This window comes from Tabrizicola sp. (assembly GCF_030694085.1).
Lineage (GTDB): Bacteria > Pseudomonadota > Alphaproteobacteria > Rhodobacterales > Rhodobacteraceae > Tabrizicola.
On sequence record NZ_JAUXZE010000009.1, the window covers coordinates 141820 to 165047 of the forward strand.

Here is a 23228-nt window from a genome sequence, read left to right on the forward strand (position 1 = left end):
GCGTGATGTTGCGTCACGGTTGACCTTGCGGCGCCGCTGCGGCAACAGGGAAGCCGCGATAAGCCAGTGTTTGAAGGCCGGGGATGGCCGCCCGGGGAAGGACAAGCGATGACCGCCATTCAGCGCGAGAAGATGGACTATGATGTCGTGATCGTCGGCGCAGGGCCTGCGGGTCTGTCGGCTGCGATCCGCCTGAAGCAGCTTGACCCGGAACGGTCGGTTGTCGTGCTGGAGAAAGGCTCGGAAGTCGGCGCGCATATCCTGTCGGGGGCGGTTCTTGACCCTTGCGGTCTGGACGCGCTGCTGCCCGACTGGCGGTCGATGGATGCGCCGATCAAGACGCCGGTGCACGAGGACAACTTCTACTTTCTCGGCCCTGCCGGTCAGATCCGTATCCCGAACTGGCCGATGCCGCCGCTGATGTCCAACCACGGCAACTATATCGTCTCGATGGCCAATGTCTGCCGCTGGATGGCAGGTGTCGCCGAAGGGCTGGGCGTCGAGATCTTCCCCGGCATGGCCTGTTCTGAACTGGTATATGAAGGCGATGCCGTGGTCGGCGTCGTCGCGGGCGAGTTCGGCCGCGACCCGGAAACCCGTGAGCCCGGTCCGTCCTACGAGCCGGGGATGGAGCTCCGCGGCAAGTACGTGTTCCTGTCCGAAGGCGTCCGCGGCAGCCTCGCGAAGCAAGTGATCGCCAAGTACGACCTGTCCAAAGGCCACTGCCCGCAGAAGTTCGGCCTGGGGATGAAGGAAATCTGGGAGATCGACCCCGCCAAGCACCGTGAGGGCACGGTAACGCATACGATGGGCTGGCCTCTGGGCAAGAATGCCGGGGGCGGCAGCTTCATCTATCACCTTGAGAACAATCAGGTCTATGTCGGCTTCGTCGTCCACCTGAACTACGAGAACCCCCACCTTTACCCCTATATGGAGTTCCAGCGCTTCAAGCATCACCCGATGGTGGCGGAACTCCTGAAAGGCGGCAAGCGCATCGCCTACGGCGCGCGTGCGATCAGCGAAGGCGGCTGGCAGTCGATCCCGAAGATGGTGGCGCCGGGCGTGGCGCTGCTGGGCTGTTCGGCGGGCCTTGTCAACGTCCCGCGCATCAAGGGGAACCACAACGCCATGCTGTCAGGCAAGGCTGCTGCCGAGGCCGCCCACTCCGCCATCATCGCTGGCCGCGCCGGGGACGAACTGGCCTCCTATGAGACCGAGGTCCGCCAAGGCGCCATCGGCCGCGACCTGAAGAAGGTCCGCAACGTCAAACCCCTGTGGTCGAAGTACGGTCTGGTCGCCAGCCTGATGGGCGGGGGCGTGGACATGTGGCTGAACACCATCGGCCTGACCGCTTTCGGTACGCTACGCCACGGCAAGTCCGACGCCGCAGCCACCGGCCTGGCCAAGGACCACAAGCCGATCGACTATCCCAAGCCCGACGGCAGGCTCTCGTTCGACCGGCTGACCAACGTCGCCTTTTCGTTCACCAACCACGATGAAGCGCAGCCCGCCCACCTGGTGCTGAAGGACCCATCAGTCCCGATCGCCGTCAATCTGCCGAAATACGCCGAACCCGCGCAGCGCTATTGCCCGGCCGGCGTCTACGAGGTGCTGGGCGAAGGTCAGGACGCAACCTTCCGCATCAACTTCCAGAACTGCGTCCACTGCAAGACCTGCGACATCAAGGACCCGTCGCAGAACATCGTCTGGACCACGCCGATGGGCGGTGGCGGACCGAACTACCCCAATATGTGACGTGACTCACGAAAGCTTGTCCCAATCCTCGGGGCCCGGCCGCAAGGTCGGGCCCCGCTGCATTGCGTGCGCCCCGGCGTCGGGCTACCGTCGCTTGACACAACAGGAGTGGCCGATGCGCCAGATCACGTCCCGCACCCTGACCGCCCTGCTCCTCGCCGCTGCGATAAGCACACCCTTGCGGGCCGACGACAAGATTGACAGTGGTGCCTATCTTGCCGCCCGCATTGCCGAATCCGAAAACGACTTCCGGGCCGCCGCGACCTGGTACGGCAAAGCCATCATCGCCGATTCGTCGAACCCGCAGTTGCTGGACGGCGCGATCCTGGCCGAAATCGGCATCGGCGACATCGCCCTAGCGATCGACGCCGCGAAGCTTCGCCAGGGGATCGAAGGCGAAGCCAGCCAGCTTGCCGAAATGGCGCTTCTCGCCGACGAGGCCCAGCGCGAGGATTATGCCGCGATCCTGACCGCTGCCGACGCCGGGCGCGATGTCGGTCAGCTGACGAACGCCCTCGTCGCGGCCTGGGCCAAGGTTGGCGAAGGCAAGATGTCCGAAGCGGTCGAGGCCTTCGATGCCGTGACCAAACAGAAGGGGTTCGAGGCCTTCGGCTATTACCACAAGGCGCTTGCCCTTGCCTCGGTCGGCGACTTCGAGGGCGCGGACGAAATCCTTTCCGGCCGCGCGGCCGGACCGATCTACGTCATGCGCCGTGGCGTTTTTGCCCATGCGCAGATCCTCAGCCAGCTGGAACGCAACGCCGAGGCCGTGACGCTTCTGGACCGCTCTTTCAGCAGTGATCCCGACCCGATTGTCGATGCAATCCGCAAGCGGCTTGCGGCTGGCGAGCCGGTTCCCTTCGACACGGTGACCACGGCCCGCGACGGGATTGCCGAGGTGTTCTTTTCGATCTCGACCGCTTTGAATGGCGAGGCGGACCCGGTCTATACTCTCCTTCATCTGCGCATCGCGAGCTATCTGCGCCCTAACCACACCGACGCCCTGCTGCTTACCGCCGACGTGTTGGAGGAACTGGACCAGCACCAGCTTGCCGCCGACGCCTATGCCGTTTTCCCGACATCGGACCCCGCTTTCGTCACTGCCGAGATCGGCCGCGCGGGGGCGCTAAGGTCGCTGGGCCGCTCCGACGCCGCAATCGAGGCGCTGCAGGCCCTGTCGCGCAGCAATGGCGACATCCGGCGTGTGCATTTCGCCCTGGGTGACCTGTTGCGCAGCGAAGACCGCTTCGACGAGGCCGAGGTCGCATATACGGCGGCGATCGACCTTGCCAATCCGGCCAAGGCCGAGGACTGGGTGCTGTTCTTCTACCGGGGCATCTGCCACGAACAGTCGAAGGACTGGGCCCCCGCCGAGGCCGATTTCCGCCGCGCGCTGGAACTGAACCCGACCCAGCCGCAGGTGCTGAACTACCTGGGGTACGGCCTTGTCGATCGCGGCGAAAAGCTGGACGAGGCGCTGGGGATGATCGAGAAAGCCGTCGCAGGTGATCCCGATCAGGGCTACATCATCGACAGTCTCGCCTGGGCCTATTTCAAGCTCGGCCGCTATGGTGATGCGCTGAAGCCGATGGAAAAGGCATCGCTGCTGGAACCTGTCGATCCCATCGTCACCGACCACCTGGGCGACGTCTACTGGATGAACGACCGCAAGCTCGAGGCCCGCTTTCAGTGGCGCCGCGCCCTCTCCTTCGAGCCGACCGAGACGGACAAGGCCCGCATCCTGCGCAAGCTGGAGGTCGGCCTTGATGTGGTGATGGCCGAGGAGGGCACCGCCCCGGCCCCGGTCAAGGCCGCCGAGAATGACAACTGAGGCGGTCGCCGAGACCGCGCCGGCCAAGGTCAACCTCTGCCTGCATGTAACCGGCAGACGGCTGGACGGCTATCATCTCCTGGACAGCCTGGTTGTCTTTGCTGATGTGGCCGACCGGGTCTTTGCCAGCCCGGCGCATGGACTTTCGCTGGTCGTGGCCGGGCCGGAAGGGGCGGGGCTGCAGGCGGAACCCGACAATCTGGTCCTGCGCGCCGCCCGTCTCATGGGTGTCGAGGACGCAGCATTGGTTCTGGACAAGCGCTTGCCCGTGGCTTCGGGCATCGGTGGCGGCTCGGCGGACGCAGCGGCAGCCCTGCGGGCGCTGGCGCGGCTGACCGGGCTGCCCCTTCCCTCGGATTTCGAGGTCCTGCAGCTTGGCGCCGACGTCCCGGTCTGCCTCTCGGGACGTCCGGCGCGGATGACCGGGATCGGCGAGCAGGTCCACCCGCTTCCAGCGCTGCCGCACCTTGCCTGTGTCCTGGTGAACCCGCGGCTGCCGGTCCCGACGCCCCAGGTCTTCGCCACGCTGACCGAGCGCCAGAACCCGCCGCTGCCGGACCTTCCAGCCGCGGCACTTGCCACCGCCGAAGCCTTCGCCGGGTGGCTTGCCACCCACAGCCGCAACGATCTGGTCGCTCCCGCTCGCGAGGTCGCCCCGATCCTTGTCGACGTGCAGGCCGCGCTGGAGGCCACGCCCGGTTGTCTTCTTGCCCGGATGTCCGGCTCTGGCGGCACGCATTTCGCGCTTTTCTCAAGTTCCGAAGCCGCCCGGACCGCCGCAATGACCCTGCGGGCTGCCCATCCCTTCTGGTGGATCGAGACCGGACGGATTCTGGACTGACGCCCGGTTGCGAAGAGAGGGAGTAGGGTGGACGATCCGCCCACCGCCCGTTCAGAAATAGCTTCGGACCAGCGCCCCGGAGATCAGCGCCCAGCCGTCAGCCACGACGAAGAAGACCAGCTTGAACGGCAATGAGACGATGGCCGGAGGGACCATCATCATCCCCATCGACATCAGAATCGCCGCGACGACAAGGTCGATGATCAGGAACGGCAGGAAGATCATGAAGCCGATCTCGAAGGCCCGCTGGATCTCGGACAAAAGGAACGACGGCACCAGCAGCGACAGCGGCGCGTCCGTCGGCGTGATCGTCGCGGTCGACCGCAGGTCCTGCAGCGTCTGCAGTGTCTCGAGGTCGACCCTTGCGGCCATGAAGACCCGGAATGGCGCAATCGCCGCCTGCAACCCTGGCCCGACCTCGATCTCCCCGTTGGTCAGCGGCTCGATCCCCTTCACCCAGGCCTCGGTAAAGACCGGGTCCATCACGAACCAGGTCAGGAAAAGCGCCAGGCTGATGATCAGCATGTTCGGTGGCGCCTGCTGCAGCCCCAGCGCCTGACGCAGGATCGACAGCACCGTGACGATGAAAGGGAAGCAGGTCACCATCACCGCCAATCCCGGTACGATCGACAGGACTGTGATCAGAAGCAGCAACTGCACCGACCGCAGCGACAGCGACTGCCCCTCGCCGCCGAAATCCAGCGTCATCTCCTGCGCCAGCGCCGGGCCTGCCAGCAGGATCAGCGCCAGGGACAGGCCAAGGGAAAGCCTCACAGCCCGCCCCGCAGATTGGCAACCTCGGTCAGCCGGACGGCAAGCTGTCCGGCATTTTCCCCTTCAAGCTCTGTCAGTTCCCCCCGCGCGATCAAGCGGTCACCGACGTAAAGCTCGACCGGATCGTCCACCCGGCGATCCAGTTGCAGGACCGCGTCCTTCGAAAGCCGCAGCAGGTCGCGCACCAGCGGGCGCGCACGGCCGACCGAGATCGTGACCTCGATCGGGACCTGGGAGAACGGGTTGGTATCGGCAATGTCTTCCATTGGGTATCCTCAGCTGTTGAGGTTGAAGAAGGCGCGGACGGCGATGGCGATGTCGGTGGTGACCTGACCGAGGTCGACCTTGGTTTCGGACGCGCCGAAGCGGATGTAGACTTGGCCGTCCGGCATCGTCGGTTCCTCCTCGACCACCATCGGCAGGCCGGTCGCCTGGCTCAGGAGGTCCTCGATCTGGCCGCGGACTGCGGGGTTCAAAACCAGGATCATCGGCGCGTCCGCCAGTTCTTCGGCCATCGGCATCACTGCCTCCAGCACCGTCGGCGCCAGGGATTCGCGTGCAACCTCGGGGAGCAGGCGGTTCACCATTTCAAGGATCAGGGGCTTGATGGAGTGCAGGACATGGCTGCGGGCGTCCTGGAAAGTGAACGAGAGACTTTGCAGATTCCGCGCAAGGTCGGCGCGGATCCGGCCCTGGTCCCCCTGCTGCGCGGCCACAGCGTCATCCCAGCCGGCGGAATAGCCCTGCTCGAACGAAGCGACCTTGGCTTCCTCGACGGCAGCCGCCTCGACCAGGGGCTGCACCGAGCCGTCAGCCGCCGATGCAGTGTCGAAAACCTCAAGACGCAAGGCCGACATCAGGCATGCTCCTCTTCGGATTCCATCCAGCCACGCAGGATCTCGATCGACTCGGTCTGGCGCTGCTCGATCAGGCGGCGGAGGCGTGTCGCCGGATCCTCCTCGGGCTCGTCACCCTCGCCGGTTTCGCGCCGACTGCTGGCAAAGGCACCATAGTCGAAGCCATCATCCACTTCGCCGTTCAAGGCGATGGCCCCGGACCCCAGCGCCGGCGGAAGCGCCAGTTGCGACTCGGGTGCTGGCATGGCAGCCCGATTTGCAGAGGTCAGGACCGGCCGGATCACGAAAAGGCCAAGAACCAGCGCCACCAGGGCAAGAACCGCCGTCTGGATCATCGACATCACGTCGATCTGGCCAAGAGGCGGCAGCAAGCTGGTGGTCGCTTCGGTCCCGGCGGGCAACGGAAGCCCCTGGAACTCAAGTGATTTCAGTGTCAGCACATCGCCGCGCGCCTCATCCAGCCCCACGGCCGAAGCGACAAGCTCGCGCAGGGTCGCCAATTCTTCTTCGGGCCGCGGAACCCAGGTCCGGGTGCCGTCTTCGGCCACTGACGCCACGCCATCGACCATTACGGCCACCGTCATCCGCCGCACCCCGCCCGGGCTCCGCAGGATTTCGCGCTGGGTTTCCGAGACCTCGTAATTCACCCGCTCGCGCGTTTCAGAGGTCTGGCTCTGGCCCTGACCGCCCGCAGCCGCATCACCTTCGGGCAGGTTCGAGGCCACCGTCACCCCACCACCCGGCTCGGTGCTGGAACCGCTGCGCTCTTCCGTCTCGGAGGAGATCGCGACCCGGCCCTGAGGATCGAACTTGCGCTCGGTGATCGCTTCGCGTTCCGAGATAAGGTCGATGGAAACCTCGACAACCGCCTTGCCCGCGCCCACGCGGGCGGCCAGCAAACGCTCGACATTCCCCTTGATCGCCGCGGCACGGTCGGCCGCATCACCGGTCTGGAAGCCTTCGCTCTCCTGCCCGCCGATCAGGCCCGCGACCGTGTCGATGATCTGCACCGAATCCGGCACCATCCCCGCAACCGCGCTGGCCACCAGGTGGCGGATCGCGCGGGCCTGCGCCTCGCTGAGGCTGCCCGAGGCTGTGGTCAGAGTCACCGAGGCCGTCGCCTGCGACTCGGGCTGGAAGGCACGGGTCGGGGCGCTGGCGATATGGACGCGGGCGGCCTTGACCTCAGGCATGGCGAGAAGCGTCCGCGCAATCTCGCCCTCTTTTGCGCGCCAGTAGGCGGCATCGAACATCTGCGAGGTGGTGCCAAACCCCGACAGCGAATCAAGTAGTTCGTAGCCGCCGCCGCCCGCAACCGGCAGACCCTCGGACGCAAGGGCCATGCGCAGGGCGTCACGCTGGCCGACATCGACCAGGATCGAGTCGCCCTGGATTTCGTAAGCCACGCCGCGCTGGTCCAGTGCGGCCACGACCTCACCTGCGGCCCCAGGCTCCAACCCTGCGTAAAGCAGGCCCATTTCTGGCTTTCCGGCCATCCGGCTAAGGGCAAGCACTGCCGCAAACATGGCAAGTGTCGCCCCCACGATGATGACGCGGCGACGCAGGTCAAGTTTGGTCCAGATGTCGATCACGTTCTGCAAGGCGATTCTCCGGCTCCGGCGGTTCTGCCGTGGGCCAAGCTTTCGCCGGTCGGGCTTAACAATCGGTTAGTGACCTTTGGCTTATGGTTGCCTTGTCCCGAGAAACGGAGCGTGAACATGGCAACGGCTGAAGCCGCACTGGAAGAGCCCCCGAAGAAGCGGTCGAAGAAGCCGCTGCTGATTGGTCTGATCCTGGCCCTGGTGCTGGGTGGCGGGGGTTTCTACGCCACGTTTTCAGGCCTGATCCTGGGTAGCGGGGAAGACCATGCCGAGAAAGAGCATGTGCCCGGTCCGCTGACGGGCATCGCCTTCGTTCCGCTTGAAACCATCGTGATCTCGCTGGGACCCGATTCGGGCAGCGAGCATCTTCGTTTCACGGCGCAACTGGAGGTCGTGGACACAGCTGCGGCGGACGTGACGACCCTGGCGCCTCGCATCCTTGACGTGGTGAACAGCTACCTGCGTGCCATCGACACAGCATCGATCGAAGATCCGCAAGCGATGGCGCGGCTACGCGCCCAAATGCTGCGACGGATCCAGGTCGTCACGGGCGACGGCCGGGTGCGCGACCTTCTGATCACCGAATTTGTGCTGAACTAGGACGCAAGACATGGACCTGATCGCCGATATCCTTCTGATGGCAGGCTCGTTCGGAGCCGCGATTTATTGCTACGTGCTCTCGACCCGGCTGAAGAAGTTCACCACGCTGGAAACCGGAATGGGCGGGGCCATTGCAGTGCTGTCGGCGCAGGTCGACGACATGACCGTGGCACTGGAAAAAGCCCGAGGGGCCGCGAACGGCTCGGCCGAAAGCCTTGAGGCGCTGACGGCGCGGGGCGAGGCGGTGGCGCGGAAGCTGGAGCTGCTGGTCGCCTCGCTCCACGACCTGCCCGACCCCAAGGCGCCCCCTGCCCGCCCGGAGGCCGAAGAGCCGTCGGAAGACGAGCGTCGCCTGCGCTTCGTGCGCCGCCGTGCTCCGCGCGATGAGCTTGAGGCCGCAGAATGAGCCGCCGTCGTCGCGCCGGACATGGCGCACTCTTCATTGTGGCCATGCTGTTTGCCTCATCGGGGGCCCTGCGGCTGGGCTCCGGCATCGGTGCGGCACTTGCGAAGTCCGAAGAGGAAACGGCTACCGCAGACGCGCTTCCGGCAACCTGCGAAATGCCAAGCGCCCTCTCGGAAGCTCTTAGCCTGCGCGAAGATCGGGTCGCTGCACAGGAAGCTGCCTTGCAGGACCGTCTTGCCGCGCTCTCCCTCGCCGAGGCAGCAATCTCCCGGCGTCTGGAAGAGATGAAGGCCGTCGAGGAAGAGCTGAGGGCGACACTCGCACTGGCCGACGGCGCCGCCGAGCAGGACATCCAGAACCTGACGGCCGTCTACCAGGCCATGAAGCCCAAGGATGCGGCGGCACTCTTCGAGACGATGTCGCCCGAATTCGCTGCCGGCTTCCTGGGCCGGATGCCTCCCGAAGCGGCAGCGGCCATCCTGTCGGGGATGTCCGCCGAAGCAGCCTACGGCGTCAGCGTCATCGTCGCCGGACGCAACGCAGGAGTGCCGAAAGAGTGACGGCGGTCAGAGAGTCTTAACCCCCGCCCGTGATACTGCCCGGAACGCAACCCGACAGAGGACATCAACATGCTCGGCTTCGTCGGCATCGCCGTCATTCTCATCATGGTCTTCGGCGGCTATGTCCTTGCCGGCGGCAAGATGGGCATCATCCTCAAGGCGCTGCCTTTCGAAATGATAATGATCGGCGGGGCTGCAGTCGGGGCCTTCCTGATCTCGAACGACATGGCGGCGGTGAAGCACACGCTGAAGGACGTGGGGAAGGTCTTCAAGGGGCCAAGATGGAAGCCCGCCGACTATCGCGACCTGTTGTGCCTTTTGTTCGAACTGATCCGCTTGGCGCGCGCAAATCCAGTCGCTCTGGAGGAACACATCGAGTCGCCCGACACCTCGGCGATCTTCGGCAAGTATCCGCGGATCCAGCACGACCACGAGGCGATGGATATCATCTGCGACACGATGCGCGCGGCGTCGATGAACTATGATGACCCCCACCAGGTCGAAGAGGTGCTCGACAAGCGGATGGAGGCGACGCTGCACCACGCGATGCACTCCAGCCACGCGTTGCAGACGATGGCGGACGGGCTTCCCGCCCTCGGGATCGTCGCGGCCGTGCTGGGCGTGATCAAGACGATGGGCTCGATCGACCAGCCGCCCGAAGTTCTGGGCAAGATGATCGGCGGCGCTCTGGTCGGAACCTTCCTGGGCGTGTTCCTGGCTTACGGTCTGATGGGGCCTTTCGCCGCACGGGTGAAGACTGTGGTCGAAGAGGACATCCACTTCTATCAACTGATCCGTGAGGTGCTGGTCGCCAACCTTCATCGCCATCCGGCCAACATCTGCATCGAGGTCGGCCGCCAGAACACTCCGCACCATCTCCGCCCCGGCTTCAGCGACCTGGAAGAGGCGATGCGCAATCTCAAGCAGGAAGCCGCATGATCCGGGCGCTGCTTCTGCTGCTGGCGTTCACTGTCCAGGCGCAGGCTCAAACCGCTCGGGTGCTGTCCGGGGAACATGGCGACTTCACACGTCTGGTAATCGAGCTGCCCGCAGGAATGGAGTGGACCGTCGGTCGAACGAAGACCGGTTACGCATTCGCGGCACGGGCCGGAACTCAGCCTGACTACGACCTTTCAACGGTCTGGCAGAGAATACCGCGCGCCAGGCTGGCGGACCTAGCGGTCGATCCGACCAGCGGGGCCCTGTCCATGGTCCTGGGTTGCGACTGCCACGTCTTCCCGTTCGAATACCGGGGCGGCATTGTCGTGCTGGACATCAAGGAGGGTCCCGCCCCGAAAGGCTCGGCCTTCGAGGCGGCGCTTCCCTTGGTGACCGGCTCTCCTCCGATTCCCGATACGATCCCGGCCTATGACTGGCTGGATGGCCGTTCGACCAGTTCTCCGACAGACTTTTCTCTGCCTCTGCCGCTTGACACGGGAACCGTGTCGCTGGAACCCCTTCGGGATGAGCTTCTGGAGCAGATCGCCAAGGGTGCTGCCGACGGCGTGGTGGACATGGAGATGCCCGGAAAGCCCCCGAAACAGCCCGCGTTCGACCATGCCGAGCTACCCTGGTCGCACATCAGGATTGGCGAGAATCCGGGCGTCACAGTGACCAAGCCGGGAGCATTGATCGCCGAAGATGCGCTGCCATCCGCATGCGTGGACCCCAAGCTTGTCGATCTTGCCACCTGGGGCGATGACCTCTTGCCGCACGAACTCCTCGTGGCAGCGCGTGCCGACCTTTACGGTGAATTCGACCTGCCTGACGAAGACTCTGTCCTGCGGTCATCACGTCAGCTGCTGTATCTGGGCTTCGGCGTCGAAACGCGTCAGCATCTCGCCATGCTGGTTGACGGGTCCTCGGGCGACACCGTGTCGCTTTATCGGTCGATGGCGCATCTGGTCGACGGCGAGACCGATCCTCAGTCTGCCTTCGCGAGCATGCTAGAGTGCGAGGGACCGCCCGCGCTTTGGGCGGCACTGGCACAGGATCGCTTTCCCCCCGGCCCTGCTGTGAACCGGGACGCAATTCTTCAGGCTTTCCTAGCGCTGCCCGCGCATCTGCGGCGCCATCTTGGGCCGGCCCTGGCCGAGAAATTCCTTGCGCGCGACGATTCCGAAGCGGTGCGGATCATCCGTGACGCAATGGAGCGGTCACCGGATGTCGACCAGGGAACTGTGGCTCTCATCGATGCAAAGGCCAGCCTGCAGCAAGGAGATGCCGACGCGGCGCAAGCTCACGCCGAGACGGCCGTGGCTTTGGACGGCGACAGTGCCGAAAACCTCGTGGCTCTTGTCGAGACGCATTTCCACAAGCTGCAACCGATGGATCCTCAGATTGCAGACGCGTTGATGGCAATTCGCGGCGAGACAAGAGGGGGCCAGTTTGGCGCGCAGGTCGATCGCGCCCTCGTCCTGGCGCTTGCCCTTTCGGACCAGATCCAAGCGGCCTTCAAGGCCGATCCGGCGCCTTCCGTACTCTCGGATCTTTGGCGCGTCGTCGAGGCGCGCACTGCCGACGACGACTTCTTGCGCCACGCCGTGCTTACGGCGGGGGCGCCTCGGCCAGACGTTGCCGCAGAGGTCGCTCAGGCGTTGTCTGACCGGTTGCTCGCACTGGGTTTCCCGGATGCGGCGCTCGTCTGGCTTGGACCAGTTGCCGCATCCGATCCGGTCGAGTTGCGTGAGACGGCGGCAAAGGCACAGCTTGGTCGGCGTGACGCGCGTGCTGCCCTTGCCTTGCTGGACGGCCTTGCAGGAGCTGAAGCAGAGGCGTTACGCGCCAAAGCATTGCTGCTGTTGGGCGATCTATCGGCCGCACAATCGGCACTCTCCAGGGCAGGCGACAGCGAAACCGCATCTCGCGTCGGACTCTGGGAGGGCAACTGGTCCGGCCTGGCACCCGAGTCGGCTGGGCAGTGGCAGGCAACCGCCGATCTTGCCCAGCCGCTAGAGGGTGCTCAGATAACGGGTCTTCTTGGCCGAGGCAACCAGACTGTCGAAGCCAGTCTCGCCGCACGCGACGCGATCGACGCGCTCTTGGCCGATGTACCTCCACCTGATGGCAACTAAGCCCGGTAACCAGCCAGAAAGATTCGTCCCGTAGTCTGATCAGCGACCCCGGCAGAATGCCTGGGGTGGAGCGTGAAATGCCCCGAAGACGAATGACACTGACGACGACGACCGCCGCCTTGGCTTTGCTTCTGTCTGCCGTCTTGGCCCTGGGAGGCGAGGATCCTTCGGATCTTTGCCTGCGGGCCGCCTCGGATGCAGCAGCACGGACAGGAGTGCCATATTCCGTCCTGCGCGCGATTTCCATGGTCGAGACGGGGCGTGAGGGCCGCCCCTGGCCCTGGACAGTCAATTTCGGCGGCGACGGTCGCTGGTTCGACAGTGCTGTCGAGGCCGAGGAAGAGGCGGCGGCGGCACTGGAACAGGGAGCCACCAATGTTGATCTTGGCTGCTTCCAGTTGAACTATCGCTGGCACGCCCAGGGGTTCGCATCGGTTTCCGACATGCTCGATCCCGAGAAGAATGCCCTTTATGCTGCAGAATTCCTGGCGGACCATTTCGCGCAGACCGGGGATTGGGCAGTTGCGGCAGCGGCCTATCACTCGGCAACCCCCGAGTTCGCAACCGCATACCAGGCCAAATTCGAAGCCGCCTACGCCAAGCTGGAAGGGAGCGTCCCTGACGTCCAAGACACAGGTCGCGATCTATCCGAACGCGAGAACCGGTTTCCGTTGCTGGTCGCTGGATCGACAGGGTCGGGCGGCTCGCTTGTCCCGGCCGGTCCTGGGGGCCTTCGGTTGATCGGGGCGCCGTAAGATGATCAAGGGCTTTTCTGCCGCTGTCTTCCGACCGACGATCCTGCTGGCCATCGGCCTCATGGCGGTCATCGTGATGATGATCCTGCCGGTCCCAGCCTGGATGCTCGACCTGGGACTGGCTATCTCGTTTGCTCTGGCGATCCTGATGCTGACGGTGACGCTGTTCATCGACCGGCCACTGGATTTCTCGGCCTTTCCGACGATTCTCCTTGCGTCGCTGTTGCTGCGGCTTGCGTTGAACGTGTCGTCGACGAAGCTGATCATCGGACAGGGCCACACTGGAACGGATGCTGCCGGCCATGTCATCGAGGGTTTCGCCCAGTTCATCATGGGCGGCAGCCTGATCCTGGGCCTCGTCATCTTCATCGTTCTTCTGATCGTCAACTTCATCGTGATCACCAAGGGCGCCGGACGTATGGCCGAGGTGGGCGCGCGTTTTGCGCTGGACGGCATGCCGGGTCGTCAGCTTGCCATCGACGCCGACCTGTCCGCCGGGGCGATCGACCATGACGAGGCAAAGCGGCGGCGGGAGCAGGAACTGGCCGAGACGAACTTCTTCGGCTCGCTTGATGGCGCATCGAAGTTCGTGAAGGGCGACGCGATCGCGGGGCTGCTGATCACGATGCTGAACATCGTCGTCGGTCTGATCGTCGGCATCTTCGTCCACGGCCTAGACGCGGACACGGCCTTCCAGACCTACACGATCCTGACGGTTGGTGACGGTCTCGTCAGCCAGATTCCGGCGGTCATCATTTCGGTCGCGGCGGCTCTTCTGCTGGCCAAGGGCAGCCAGAAAGGCGCGGCGGATATCTCGTTCTTCGCCCAGCTCGGCCGCTATCCTGGCGCGCTTGGCACAGTGGGCGCGCTGATGGCCCTGTTTGCGCTTGTGCCAGGGATGCCATTCGTCCCGTTCATGTTTGCAGCGCTTGGCCTGGGGGCGATGGCCTTTTCCCAATCCCGCCGTGCGTCGCAGTCAGAGGTCCCGCCCCCTCCAACGCTGGACGCGCCCAAACCGCGCTCGATCGGCGATGTGCTCGACTTCGATGACATCCACATCGAATTCGCGCCGAACCTGGTGTCGATGGTGCTGGACCCTGCTACCGGTCTCGACAGCCGGATCGCCAACATGCGCAACCATGTGGCGACCTCATATGGCTTTATCCTGCCCGAGATCCGCCTGACCGATGAGGGCGCCCTGTCTCCGGGTCAATACCGCATCCGGCTTCAGGGAGTCGAGCGCGTCGCGGATCGGCTCTATCCCGACCGGGTTCTGGTCCTGCTGAACGATGGAGCTCCGGCGCCCGACGGGCTGGACGCCCGCGAGCCGGTCTATGGCGCCCCTGCCCGCTGGATCAATCCCGACCAGCAGGAGGATGCGGCACTGTCCGGTCTGACGGTCGTGTCTCCGACAGAGGTTCTGGCGACCCATCTCCTGGAAGTGCTGAAATCGAACCTCGCGCGGCTTCTCACCTTGCGCGGACTGCGGCGCCTCCTTGACGAGTTCGTCAAGCTCTCGGACCCGATCCGGGCCGAAGCGAACCGTCGGCTGCTGGACGAGCTGATCCCGGAGAAGGTGCCGATTGATCTGCTTCATGCGGTTCTGCGCTTGCTGCTGGACGAGAGGGTCTCGATCCGCAACCTGCCACTGATCCTGGAATCGGTAGCAGAGGCGCGACAGTTCGGAGCGCCCGAAGCGATCTGCGAACACGTACGCCAGCGCCTGGGCTTCCAGATCATCGCCGAACTGAAACGCGCCGATGGATCTGTTCCCCTGATCCAGCTGGCTCCAGATTGGGAACGGACTTTCGCAACCTACCAGATTGACAGCGACCGCGGGCAACGCGACGTGGCCCTGCCGCCGGAAATCTTCGCCCGGCTTGCCAATGGGCTTACGGAACGGGCCAATCGCGCGGCCGAGAGCGGGGTCTACCCAGCCCTCGTCACCTCGGTCGGGCGTCGGCGCTTTCTACGGACAGTAGTCCACGCCAAGGGGCTGCACATGCCCGTGCTGTCCTACGAAGAGATCGGGACCGATGCCCGACCGGCGCTGATCGGCCAGGTGCCGGCGTGAACCAGATCGTTGCCGACCTTTCCGTTCTGCTGGGCCTGGCCGAAAGCCTGGCATGGGCGACGGCGCTGGCCTTTGTCAGGATCGGGGCGGTGGTCGCGCTGATGCCGGGCTTTGGTGATCCTGCGGTCCCGCAGCGCATCAAGCTTGCCCTTGTCGTCTGCCTGACCCTGGTGGTCGCACCCCTCCTCGCCGAACGCATCAGTGCCACAGAGGTCCCTCCCTCCCTCCTTGCCCTTGGCGGAGAGGCCGTCGCCGGCCTGATCCTTGGAATCGGAATGCGGCTCTTCATTGCATCATTGCAGACTGCCGCCGCAATGATCGCCCAGGCGACCACGCTGTCACAGCTCTTTTCCGGGGTTGCCCCCGAACCGCAACCGGCGATCGGAAACCTGCTGATCATCGCCGGACTTGCCCTGGCAATGGCCGCTGGTTTGCATGTCCGGGCAGCCGAGCTTGTCCTGCTCTCCTACGACGTCCTGCCAGCCGGAGTACATCATTCCGCCGCTGCTGCAGCCGATTGGGGCCTTGCGCTGATCGGGCGCACCTTCAGCCTGGCGTTCTCGCTTGCGGCGCCCTTCGTGATCGCGTCGCTGATCTACAACCTGGCTCTGGGGGCCATCAACCGCGCCATGCCGACGCTGATGGTGTCGATGGTCGGAGCCCCGGCGCTAACCCTTGGCGGGCTTGCCCTGCTTGCCGTCGCAACCCCGGTCCTGCTTGCGGTCTGGCTGGACGCTTTCATGTCCCACCTCGCGCAACCCTTCGCGGTGGTGCCATGAGCGGCCAGGAAGACGAAGCCGACAAGGAACACGAGGCCTCGCAGCAGAAGCTCGACCGGGCTCGCAAGGACGGGGATATTCCAAAGTCGGTGGACCTGCAGACCGCCGTTGCTACCGGGGGTTTCCTGCTGGCGCTTTTCACCTTCGGAGCCTGGGCCGTCCAGCGGTCGGGAAGTGCGGGGATGGTCCTGCTGGACCAGGCCGACCGCTTGTCGTCGCTGGTTATGGCGGGCGGAAGCGGCCCGGTCGCAGGCATCCTGCTGGCCGTTGCGGGACCACCACTGGCGCTTCTGGTGCTGGCACCTGTGCTGGTGCTTACCCTTCTCGTCGCGACACGGGGCTTCGTCGTCGCGCCCAGCAAGCTTGCGCCCAAATTGTCGCGGATATCGCCCATCGCAACCGCGGGGCAAAAGTTCGGCGTCGACGGTCTGGTGGAGTTCGCAAAAAGTGCGGTCAAGCTCTGCTTCGTGTCTTTGATCCTCTACTACTTTCTCGCCGCGCGACTGGAGGAGATCCTCGCCAGCCTCTACCTCACGCCGGCCATGTCGGGGGCACTGATGGCGCGGATGACCCTGCATTTCCTGGCGATCGTCTTTGTCATTCAGCTGGTTGTGGGTGGGGTCGATTTCATCTGGCAGAACTTCCAGCATCGCCAGCGGCAGCGCATGTCGCGCAAGGAGATGATGGACGAATACAAGGAAAGCGAAGGCGACCCCCACCTGAAAGCCGCCCGCCGTCAGCGCGCGCAAGAGGTTGCAACAAACAACATGCTCTCGGACGTGGCGACGGCAAATGTGGTGGTTGTGAACCCGACCCACTATGCCGTGGCGCTGAGATGGGACCGCGCCAAGGGCGGCGCTCCGGTCTGCGTGGCCAAGGGCGTGGACGAGATCGCGCACAAGATCCGGGAAAGGGCCGCTGAACACGGCGTGCCGATCCACAGCGACCCCCCGACAGCCCGCGCGATCCATGCCACCGTCGAGGTCGGCCAGGAAATCCGGGTCGAACAGTATCGGGCGGTCGCCGCGGCGATCCGTTTTGCCGAGACGATGCGCAAAAGGGCGCGACGGAAATGACCCGGGGCGCGGACATTGCCCGCTTGGTCGACCTTGCACAGCTTGTGCTTGACCAACGCCTTGGTCGGTTGCGCAGCACGGCGGCCGAGCTGGAGCGCAGCCGACAGCAGATTGCCGCGCTGGACCTGTCGGCCGCGCCCACCGATCTGGAGCCGGTCACAGCCGAAAAGGTGGCGCTGACCTACAACCGCTGGGCCGACCAGCGCCGGTCCGAGCTGAACCTGGTGATCGCGCGGCAGACGGTGGACTGGATGGAGTCCCGCAGTGAGGCTCAGACAGCTTTCGGCCGCATGCAGGCCCTGCAGGGTCTGGCAACGCGGCTGAAGCACGGTCGATAGCTCTTAGGTGTCCTGACGCGCGATGTCGGTGATGAGAACATCGGTGATCACCGGCCCAAGCACCTTAGCGCCGGCCTCTTTCAGGCTGGTGCGTAGGACGACAAGGTTCGAGCCGTCGGTGAACGAGCCCGAGAATCCGCCGGTGTTGGCATGATCGAACATCACCTGCAGGAAAGCGTCTCTTAGCTTCGGCTCACGAAGATAGACGGGCTCCGTATTTCCAGGTTTGACTTCCAGGGACAGAGACAGGACCACCAAGGCCGCCACTCGCCCCTTTTCGACGACAGGAACTACGAACTGGTTGTTAAGCTTGACATATTCAGGCGCACCCTCCTTGGATTCGCCGACTTCGCCTTCCCTTGCCTCGGCATGTTCTGCGCCTTCCGCAGCCTTCCTGGCGGCCTGGGCGGCTTGGTCCTCGGGGGGCGGCGCGGGGCGGAGGAACATGCCGGCGCCCACGCCCCCACCCAGGCCGATCAGTGCAAGAATGACGGGAATGAGTTTTCCCATGATCAGAACGGCATCACGATGTCGGCGACCTGCTGGCCATAGGTCGGCTGCTGCATATCGGTGATCTGACCGCGGCCGCCATAGGCGATCCGGGCGCCCGCGATCTTGTCGTAGGTGATCTCGTTCTGCCGAGAGATGTCGGCGGGACGGACGTAGCCAGTCACGATCAGCTCGCGCATCTCGAAGTTGACCCGGACTTCCTGCTGGCCCTCGATCTTCAGCACGCCGTTCGGCAGCTCTTCGACCACCGTCACCGCGATGCGCAGGGTTACCTTCTCCTTTCGCGCGACCGACCCTTGGCCCTTGAAGGTCGAAGACGAGTCCATGTCGAAGGCGTCGCCCATGCTGGCGCCCTCAGGCAGGCTTTCGTTCAGCCGCTGCGGTATGCCGAGAAGGTCGGGGATGCCGCCGCTTTGTTGGCCGCTGCGACTGCGGCCGGTCGAATTCGAGATCGATGCGCTATCGTTGATCTCGATCACCACGGTCAGGATGTCCCCCCGTTGCGCCGCACGACGGTCGCCGAACAGCGACTGCGTGCCCCCGCTCCAGAGTGAAGATCCGTCCGACACCGTGGCGGGCCGCTGATCCTCGGGCAGCGACGAGGCATACATCGCATAGTGCTGGTCCGTTCCCTCCAGCCCCGAGAACTCGGGTGCACGCCCGACCTGTTCCAGTTTGCCGCAGCCGACCAGAGCCAGCGTCAAAATCATGCAGGATCGTATCATCATCTTATCCATTCCATCCGACATAGACTGCTCCGTCCGGGCCGATCCGACCCATGACCGTGTTCCGTGAGCCCAGGTTCATCACCCGGATCTGATCGCCGTCCGCCCCCCGGGCCAGGGCGCGGCCTTCGGTCGAGATCGCCAGCCCGCCGGACAGATAAACCAGTGTGACCAGCTGGTTGCGCTCGACCAGGGTCGGTGGACCCAGGTCTCCGGGCCGGACGGGTTTTCCGGCATAGATCGAGACGCGCGCTTCCAGCCCAACGGCCAGCGCCGGATCGCTGAGCGCGCCGGGAAGCTCGGCACTGACCAGGGTCAGATCCTCGGGCGCGATCAGGGTCTTCGCCCGGATGGTCCGCGTCGCGACCAGACTCTCCGCCGAAGCGGGACCCGAAAGGGCAACCAGAAGCAGAACCCGCAGCATCAGCGCACCTGCGTCGTGGCGGCCAGCATCTGGTCGGCTGCCGTGATCACCTTGGCGTTCAGCTCATATCCGCGCTGCGCCTTGATCAGCTCGGTCACTTCGCGCACCGCGTCGACCGAGCTGCTCTCCAGGTAGCCATGCCGCAGCGTCCCCAGACCCTCCTGCCCGGGCGTGCCCGAGAAGGCCGCGCCCGAGGCCGGGCTTTCCAGGAAAAGGTTGGACCCGATCGCTTCCAGACCCTTTTCGTTCGGGAAGGACGAAATCGTCATCTGGCCGATCAGCTCGGGATCGACCCGGTCGGCGAAATCAGCCCAGACTTCACCCGTGGGCGAGATCGTCAGACCTCGCGCATCCGCCGGAACGGTGATCCCCGGCACGACAGGGTAGCCGTCTGAGGTCACGATCAGTCCCTCGGCCGACCGTTTCAGCGCCCCGTCGCGGGTATAGCCGACCTGGCCCGAGGGCATCTGCACCTCGATATAACCGTTGCCGTCGATGGCGACGTCCAGATCCCCGCCCGTCGCTTCCAGCGTCCCCTGGCCGATCACCACCGACACCGCCGCAGGCCGCACGCCCAACCCGATCTGCACCCCCGTCGGCAACATCGACCCATCCGCCGCGGTGACGCTTCCGGGCCGGGCCATCTGCTGATAGGTCAGGTCGGCAAAGTCGGCGCGGCGGGGGTTGTAGCCCGTCGTCGACATGTTCGCGAGGTTGTTCGAGACAACATCGACCTTCATCTGCTGCGCCGACATCCCCGTTGCAGCGATCTGCAAAGCCTTCATTGCGGCCTCCTATCGACCAAGCGCCTGGATCACGCCGCGGACACGTTCGTCCTCGGAATCCAGGAATTTCTGACCAAGCTCGTAGGCACGCTGCACCGTGATCATGCGGGCGATCTCGGAGACCGGCTCGACGTTGCTGTCCTCCAGCATCCCCTGCAGCACCGTCGCAGCCTCGGCTGGCTCCACCGCATCGGCAGAGAACATCGTACCCGCCTGATGGCGCAGCGACAGTGGGTCCGCAGGCTGCCAGAGCCCGACCTGGGCGATGGGCTGACCGCCTGCCGACAGGGTGCCATCCGAGGCCATCGCCACGCCCTTCGCGTCCGGCGGCACGAAGATCGGCGCGCCGCCCGAGTCCAGCAGTCGGTAGCCGTCGGGCGTCACCAGCTCCCCTTCGGCCGACGGCGTGAAGGTGCCGGCCCGGGTCAGGCGCTGGCCCTGTGGCGTCTCGATCAGGAAGAACCCCTCGCCCTGGATTGCAAAGTCGAACTGCCCGCCGGTCTGGCTAAGCGTCGACTGCGACAGGTCGACATGGCGGCCGCTGGCATGGGCCATCGACAAGGACGGGTCGTGGTCCAAAGCCGCGACATATTCGGAAAAGACCACGCCTTCGCGCCGAAACCCGATGGTGGAGGCGTTGGCGATGTTGTTGGCCACCACGCCCATTTCGCGCATCAGGCCCGACTGGCGGTTCAGCGTCGCATATCCGGCGGCGTCCATGTCTTAGCCCCCCGCAATCTGCGGAATGATGGTTTCGGTGAAGAACGAAACCAGGGTCGAGGTCATGAAGCTCATCGACAGCCAGAACACCCCCAGCATCACGGCTGCCTTCGGAACGAACGTCAGCGTCATCTCCTGGACCGAGGTCAGCGCCTGGAACAGGCCGATGACAACCCCAACCACAAGGGCAATCGTCAGCAAGGGTGCCGAGATGACCACGCAGATCCACAAGGCCTGGCGGGTCAGGTCATAGATCATCGGCTCGGTCATACCGGCATCCTCAGGATTTCCTGGTAGGCCTCGACGACGCGGTCGCGGACCGTGGCTACCGTCTCGACCGCCATTTGCGAGGAGGCCAGCGCCTGCACCAGCGCATGCGGATCGGCACCGCCCGTCATGGCAGACCGGGCCGTCGCCTCGTGCTCTTGCAAGGCGCCCATGAAGTTTCCGGCCAGTTTCGCGAAACCCTGTTCCGCCGCCCCCTCCTTTGGCTGGGGGGCGGCGGCGGTCCGGGCATTCGCATAGGCCTGGGAAACGAAAGAGGTCTTCACGTCCATTCTGGATCTCCCCTATCGGCGCAGAAGGTCGAACAGGCTTTGCGTCATCTGACGCGTCTGATCGAACATCCTGAGGTTCGCCTCGTAGCTGCGCTGCGCTTCGCGCGCGTCAGCGATTTCGATCACCAGATCGACATTCGAGCCGTCATAGTGACCGGTTTCATCCGCGAGCGGGTGCCCGGGATCGTAGATCTTCGTCAGGTCGGACCGGTCCAGTTTCACGGGACCGGCCTTGACCAGGCCACTGTCCATGGCCTGTTCGAAGGTCATCACCTTGCGGTGGTAACCGGGTGTGTCGGCGTTGGCGATGTTCTCGGAAACATGGCGCAGCCGCATTGCCTGCGTCTCCATGCCGGAGGCCGAAAAGGAGAGGGAAGAAATGAGATCGTTGCCCATGTGCTACCCCCTTACCTTGGCCGGCCAAGGCTGGCGCGGACCACGTCCGACGTCGCCCGATAGATCGCCAGTGCCATCTCGTGGCTTTGGCGCGCTTCGACCGATTTCACCATTTCGGCCTCAAGCGAAACCGAGTTGCCGTTGGGCGATTCGTGACCGCGGACAATGTCGGGGATCGGCCCCGCCGCCGTGGCTGGCGCGCTGAGGTGCCCGCTGCGCGTGGCACGCATCTCCAGACCTTCGGCTGCATAGACATCGGCGAAGGCAGGGACGTCCTTGGCCTTGTAGCCAGGAGTGTCGCCATTCGCGATGTTCTCGGCGATGACCGCCATGCGTGACCCGGACTGCGCGGCCAAAGCCTGCGCCATTCGGGTAATTTCGAGTTTCTCAAACATCGGGGCTTCTCCCACGACCAACTTCACCAAGGCTTAAGGGTGATTCCTTTAGAAACGGTTGAGAGCGAACAAAGGGAGAATCCCGTGGCTGGAATTTTCGATGGGCTGCTGGCAGAAATAGCGGTCAGCGCTCCGCTGCGGCGGGTCGGGCGGGTGGTCGAGACGCGACGCGGTCTGGCCGAGGTGACCGGGCTGGACACCGCCACGATCGGCGACCGGGTGCTGATCCACAGCCGAGATGGCGTGGCGGGGGGCGAGGTTCTGCGACTGATGCCGGGGCGCTGTTCTGTCCTGCCGGATGCCTCGGGCGACGGGATGGCAATCGGCAACCGGGTCGAGCTGCTGGGAAAGGCCGAGATCGCACCGGATGACAGCTGGATCGGGCGGATCATCGATGCGAGCGGTCAGCCGCTGGACGGTCGACCCTTGTTGCGCGGCCGCGTGTCTCGCGCCCTGCGGGCCCCCGCGCCGCCGGCGGCCTCGCGCCGTCGTCTCGGCGGGCGGCTGGAGACAGGGGTGGCCGTCTTCGACACGCTCCTTCCCCTGGTGCGCGGGCAGCGGATCGGCCTTTTTGCGGGCTCGGGCGTGGGCAAGTCCTCGCTCCTGGCCAAGTTCGCGCGCGGGGTGGAGGCGGATGTCGTCGTCATCGCCCTGGTGGGGGAACGGGGCCGAGAACTGCGAGAGTTCACCGAACGCGTTCTGGGTCCGACCGGGATGGCCCGCAGCGTGGTGGTGACGGCAACATCGGACCAGTCGCCCCTGATGCGGCGGATGTGCGCGCTGACGGCGATGGCGGTGGCTGAGCATTTCCGAGACCAGGGAAAACATGTGCTGCTTCTGGTCGACAGCGTCACCCGCTTTGCCGAGGCCCACCGCGAGGTGGCGCTGGCGGGGGGGGAGGACGCGTCATTGCGCGGCTTCCCGCCCTCGCTGACCCAGGCGATCATGGGTCTGGCAGAGCGAGCGGGGCCGGGACCCGAGGGGAAGGGCGACATTACCGCCGTCTTCTCGGTCCTGGTCGCCGGGTCGGACATGGAGGAGCCGGTGGCCGATATCCTGCGCGGGGTCCTGGACGGGCACGTGGTGATGGACCGCCGGATCGCCGAGAGAGGGCGGTTTCCGGCCATCGACCTTCTCCGCTCGGTCTCCCGCTCGCTCCCCGAGGCGGCATCGGAGGAAGAGAACCAGATGATCGGCGAGGCCCGGCGGCTTCTGGGGGCCTATGATCGGGCCGAGATGATGATCCAGGCGGGGCTCTATGCCTCGGGGTCGGACCCGGTGATCGACCGGGCGATCAAGATCTGGCCGCAGCTTGACGGATTCCTGGCCGAGACCGCCCCGGCCAACGGGATCATGGGGAGCTTCGAGCGACTAAGGGCCAGCCTGAAGGGGTGA

General features: G+C 64.9%; 27 protein-coding genes. 14 read left to right on the forward strand and 13 right to left on the reverse strand.

Features of this window, described 5'->3' with window-relative positions:
- Window positions 1–108: 108 nt before the first annotated feature.
- The 3 genes from Q8M85_RS01795 (at window position 109) to Q8M85_RS01805 (ending at window position 4427) form a co-directional block, all read left to right on the forward strand.
- Window positions 109–1755, forward strand: a complete 1647-nt coding sequence (locus Q8M85_RS01795; RefSeq protein ID WP_305539463.1) for an electron transfer flavoprotein-ubiquinone oxidoreductase — start codon at window positions 109–111, stop codon at window positions 1753–1755.
- A 115-nt stretch (window positions 1756–1870) separates the two neighbouring features.
- Window positions 1871–3586, forward strand: coding sequence for a tetratricopeptide repeat protein (locus Q8M85_RS01800; protein WP_305539466.1), 1716 nt, complete (start codon window positions 1871–1873; stop codon window positions 3584–3586).
- Window positions 3576–4427 (forward strand): 4-(cytidine 5'-diphospho)-2-C-methyl-D-erythritol kinase, encoded by an 852-nt coding sequence (locus Q8M85_RS01805; protein WP_305539469.1) that lies wholly within the window; start codon window positions 3576–3578, stop codon window positions 4425–4427. The genes Q8M85_RS01800 and Q8M85_RS01805 overlap by 11 nt, the downstream gene beginning before the upstream one ends.
- A gap of 51 nt (window positions 4428–4478) precedes the next feature.
- Here Q8M85_RS01805 and fliP read toward each other — a convergent pair whose 3' ends face one another.
- The 4 genes from fliP to fliF form a co-directional block, all read right to left on the reverse strand.
- A complete protein-coding gene (fliP, locus tag Q8M85_RS01810) occupies window positions 4479–5135 on the reverse strand; it encodes a flagellar type III secretion system pore protein FliP (RefSeq protein ID WP_305539835.1) in 657 nt (218 codons plus the stop codon).
- Window positions 5136–5197: 62 nt separating this feature from the next.
- Window positions 5198–5467 carry a FliM/FliN family flagellar motor switch protein gene (locus Q8M85_RS01815; protein WP_295017380.1) on the reverse strand — a complete coding sequence of 90 codons (270 nt, stop codon included), beginning with the start codon at window positions 5465–5467 and terminating at the stop codon, window positions 5198–5200.
- A gap of 9 nt (window positions 5468–5476) precedes the next feature.
- On the reverse strand, window positions 5477–6058 hold the full coding sequence (locus tag Q8M85_RS01820) for a flagellar biosynthesis protein (RefSeq protein ID WP_305539475.1): 582 nt from the start codon (window positions 6056–6058) through the stop codon (window positions 5477–5479).
- Entirely contained in the window at window positions 6058–7659 is a 1602-nt protein-coding gene (gene fliF, locus Q8M85_RS01825; protein ID WP_305539476.1) for a flagellar basal-body MS-ring/collar protein FliF, read from the reverse strand. Before fliF ends, Q8M85_RS01820 begins: the two co-directional genes overlap by 1 nt.
- A 117-nt stretch (window positions 7660–7776) precedes the next feature.
- Here fliF and fliL point away from each other — a divergent pair, with 117 nt between their 5' ends.
- The 10 genes from fliL to Q8M85_RS01875 all read left to right on the forward strand — a co-directional run bounded on the left by fliL (window position 7777) and on the right by Q8M85_RS01875 (window position 17321).
- On the forward strand, window positions 7777–8259 hold the full coding sequence (fliL, locus tag Q8M85_RS01830; protein ID WP_305539479.1) for a flagellar basal body-associated protein FliL: 483 nt from the start codon (window positions 7777–7779) through the stop codon (window positions 8257–8259).
- A gap of 10 nt (window positions 8260–8269) precedes the next feature.
- Window positions 8270–8665, forward strand: a complete 396-nt coding sequence (locus Q8M85_RS01835) for a hypothetical protein (protein WP_305539482.1) — start codon at window positions 8270–8272, stop codon at window positions 8663–8665.
- Window positions 8662–9225 (forward strand): MotE family protein, encoded by a 564-nt coding sequence (locus Q8M85_RS01840; RefSeq protein ID WP_305539485.1) that lies wholly within the window; start codon window positions 8662–8664, stop codon window positions 9223–9225. The genes Q8M85_RS01835 and Q8M85_RS01840 overlap by 4 nt, the downstream gene beginning before the upstream one ends.
- 69 nt (window positions 9226–9294) lie before the next feature.
- On the forward strand, window positions 9295–10164 hold the full coding sequence (gene motA / locus Q8M85_RS01845; protein ID WP_305539487.1) for a flagellar motor stator protein MotA: 870 nt from the start codon (window positions 9295–9297) through the stop codon (window positions 10162–10164).
- On the forward strand, window positions 10161–12299 hold the full coding sequence (locus Q8M85_RS01850; RefSeq protein ID WP_305539490.1) for a lipopolysaccharide assembly protein LapB: 2139 nt from the start codon (window positions 10161–10163) through the stop codon (window positions 12297–12299). The genes motA and Q8M85_RS01850 overlap by 4 nt, the downstream gene beginning before the upstream one ends.
- A gap of 77 nt (window positions 12300–12376) precedes the next feature.
- Window positions 12377–13054, forward strand: a complete 678-nt coding sequence (locus Q8M85_RS01855; RefSeq protein ID WP_305539493.1) for a transglycosylase SLT domain-containing protein — start codon at window positions 12377–12379, stop codon at window positions 13052–13054.
- Between the two features lies 1 nt (window position 13055).
- Window positions 13056–15128 (forward strand): flagellar biosynthesis protein FlhA, encoded by a 2073-nt coding sequence (gene flhA, locus Q8M85_RS01860; RefSeq protein WP_305539494.1) that lies wholly within the window; start codon window positions 13056–13058, stop codon window positions 15126–15128.
- Window positions 15125–15907, forward strand: a complete 783-nt coding sequence (locus Q8M85_RS01865) for a flagellar biosynthetic protein FliR (protein WP_305539497.1) — start codon at window positions 15125–15127, stop codon at window positions 15905–15907. Before flhA ends, Q8M85_RS01865 begins: the two co-directional genes overlap by 4 nt.
- Window positions 15904–16983, forward strand: a complete 1080-nt coding sequence (locus Q8M85_RS01870) for a flagellar biosynthesis protein FlhB (protein WP_305539500.1) — start codon at window positions 15904–15906, stop codon at window positions 16981–16983. Before Q8M85_RS01865 ends, Q8M85_RS01870 begins: the two co-directional genes overlap by 4 nt.
- Complete coding sequence (locus tag Q8M85_RS01875) at window positions 16980–17321, forward strand: hypothetical protein (RefSeq protein ID WP_305539503.1); 342 nt, start codon at window positions 16980–16982, stop codon at window positions 17319–17321. The genes Q8M85_RS01870 and Q8M85_RS01875 overlap by 4 nt, the downstream gene beginning before the upstream one ends.
- Before the next feature lie 3 nt (window positions 17322–17324).
- On the opposite strand, the gene Q8M85_RS01880 is transcribed toward Q8M85_RS01875, so the two are convergent.
- From Q8M85_RS01880 to Q8M85_RS01920, 9 genes are read right to left on the reverse strand one after another with little or no spacing between them, the layout of a single operon-like run.
- A complete protein-coding gene (locus Q8M85_RS01880; RefSeq protein WP_305539836.1) occupies window positions 17325–17834 on the reverse strand; it encodes a flagellar basal body-associated FliL family protein in 510 nt (169 codons plus the stop codon).
- Window positions 17834–18559: a flagellar basal body L-ring protein FlgH gene (gene flgH / locus Q8M85_RS01885; RefSeq protein WP_371135171.1), complete on the reverse strand. Its 726-nt coding sequence runs from the start codon at window positions 18557–18559 to the stop codon at window positions 17834–17836. Before flgH ends, Q8M85_RS01880 begins: the two co-directional genes overlap by 1 nt.
- A 1-nt stretch (window position 18560) precedes the next feature.
- Window positions 18561–18980 (reverse strand): flagellar basal body P-ring formation chaperone FlgA, encoded by a 420-nt coding sequence (gene flgA, locus Q8M85_RS01890; RefSeq protein ID WP_305539507.1) that lies wholly within the window; start codon window positions 18978–18980, stop codon window positions 18561–18563.
- The gene (gene flgG, locus Q8M85_RS01895; protein ID WP_305539510.1) at window positions 18980–19765 is read right to left on the reverse strand and encodes a flagellar basal-body rod protein FlgG; all 786 of its coding nucleotides are present in this window, start codon (window positions 19763–19765) and stop codon (window positions 18980–18982) included. Before flgG ends, flgA begins: the two co-directional genes overlap by 1 nt.
- A gap of 9 nt (window positions 19766–19774) precedes the next feature.
- Window positions 19775–20485 carry a flagellar hook-basal body complex protein gene (locus Q8M85_RS01900; protein ID WP_305539513.1) on the reverse strand — a complete coding sequence of 237 codons (711 nt, stop codon included), beginning with the start codon at window positions 20483–20485 and terminating at the stop codon, window positions 19775–19777.
- A gap of 3 nt (window positions 20486–20488) precedes the next feature.
- Window positions 20489–20755 carry a flagellar biosynthetic protein FliQ gene (locus Q8M85_RS01905; protein ID WP_305539516.1) on the reverse strand — a complete coding sequence of 89 codons (267 nt, stop codon included), beginning with the start codon at window positions 20753–20755 and terminating at the stop codon, window positions 20489–20491.
- Window positions 20752–21042 (reverse strand): flagellar hook-basal body complex protein FliE, encoded by a 291-nt coding sequence (gene fliE, locus Q8M85_RS01910; RefSeq protein ID WP_305539519.1) that lies wholly within the window; start codon window positions 21040–21042, stop codon window positions 20752–20754. Before fliE ends, Q8M85_RS01905 begins: the two co-directional genes overlap by 4 nt.
- A gap of 12 nt (window positions 21043–21054) precedes the next feature.
- Entirely contained in the window at window positions 21055–21438 is a 384-nt protein-coding gene (gene flgC, locus Q8M85_RS01915) for a flagellar basal body rod protein FlgC (protein WP_305539521.1), read from the reverse strand.
- Window positions 21439–21449: 11 nt separating this feature from the next.
- Window positions 21450–21833, reverse strand: coding sequence for a FlgB family protein (locus tag Q8M85_RS01920; protein WP_305539524.1), 384 nt, complete (start codon window positions 21831–21833; stop codon window positions 21450–21452).
- A gap of 84 nt (window positions 21834–21917) precedes the next feature.
- On the opposite strand from Q8M85_RS01920, the gene Q8M85_RS01925 reads away from it, so the two are divergent.
- Window positions 21918–23228, forward strand: a complete 1311-nt coding sequence (locus Q8M85_RS01925; RefSeq protein ID WP_305539527.1) for a FliI/YscN family ATPase — start codon at window positions 21918–21920, stop codon at window positions 23226–23228.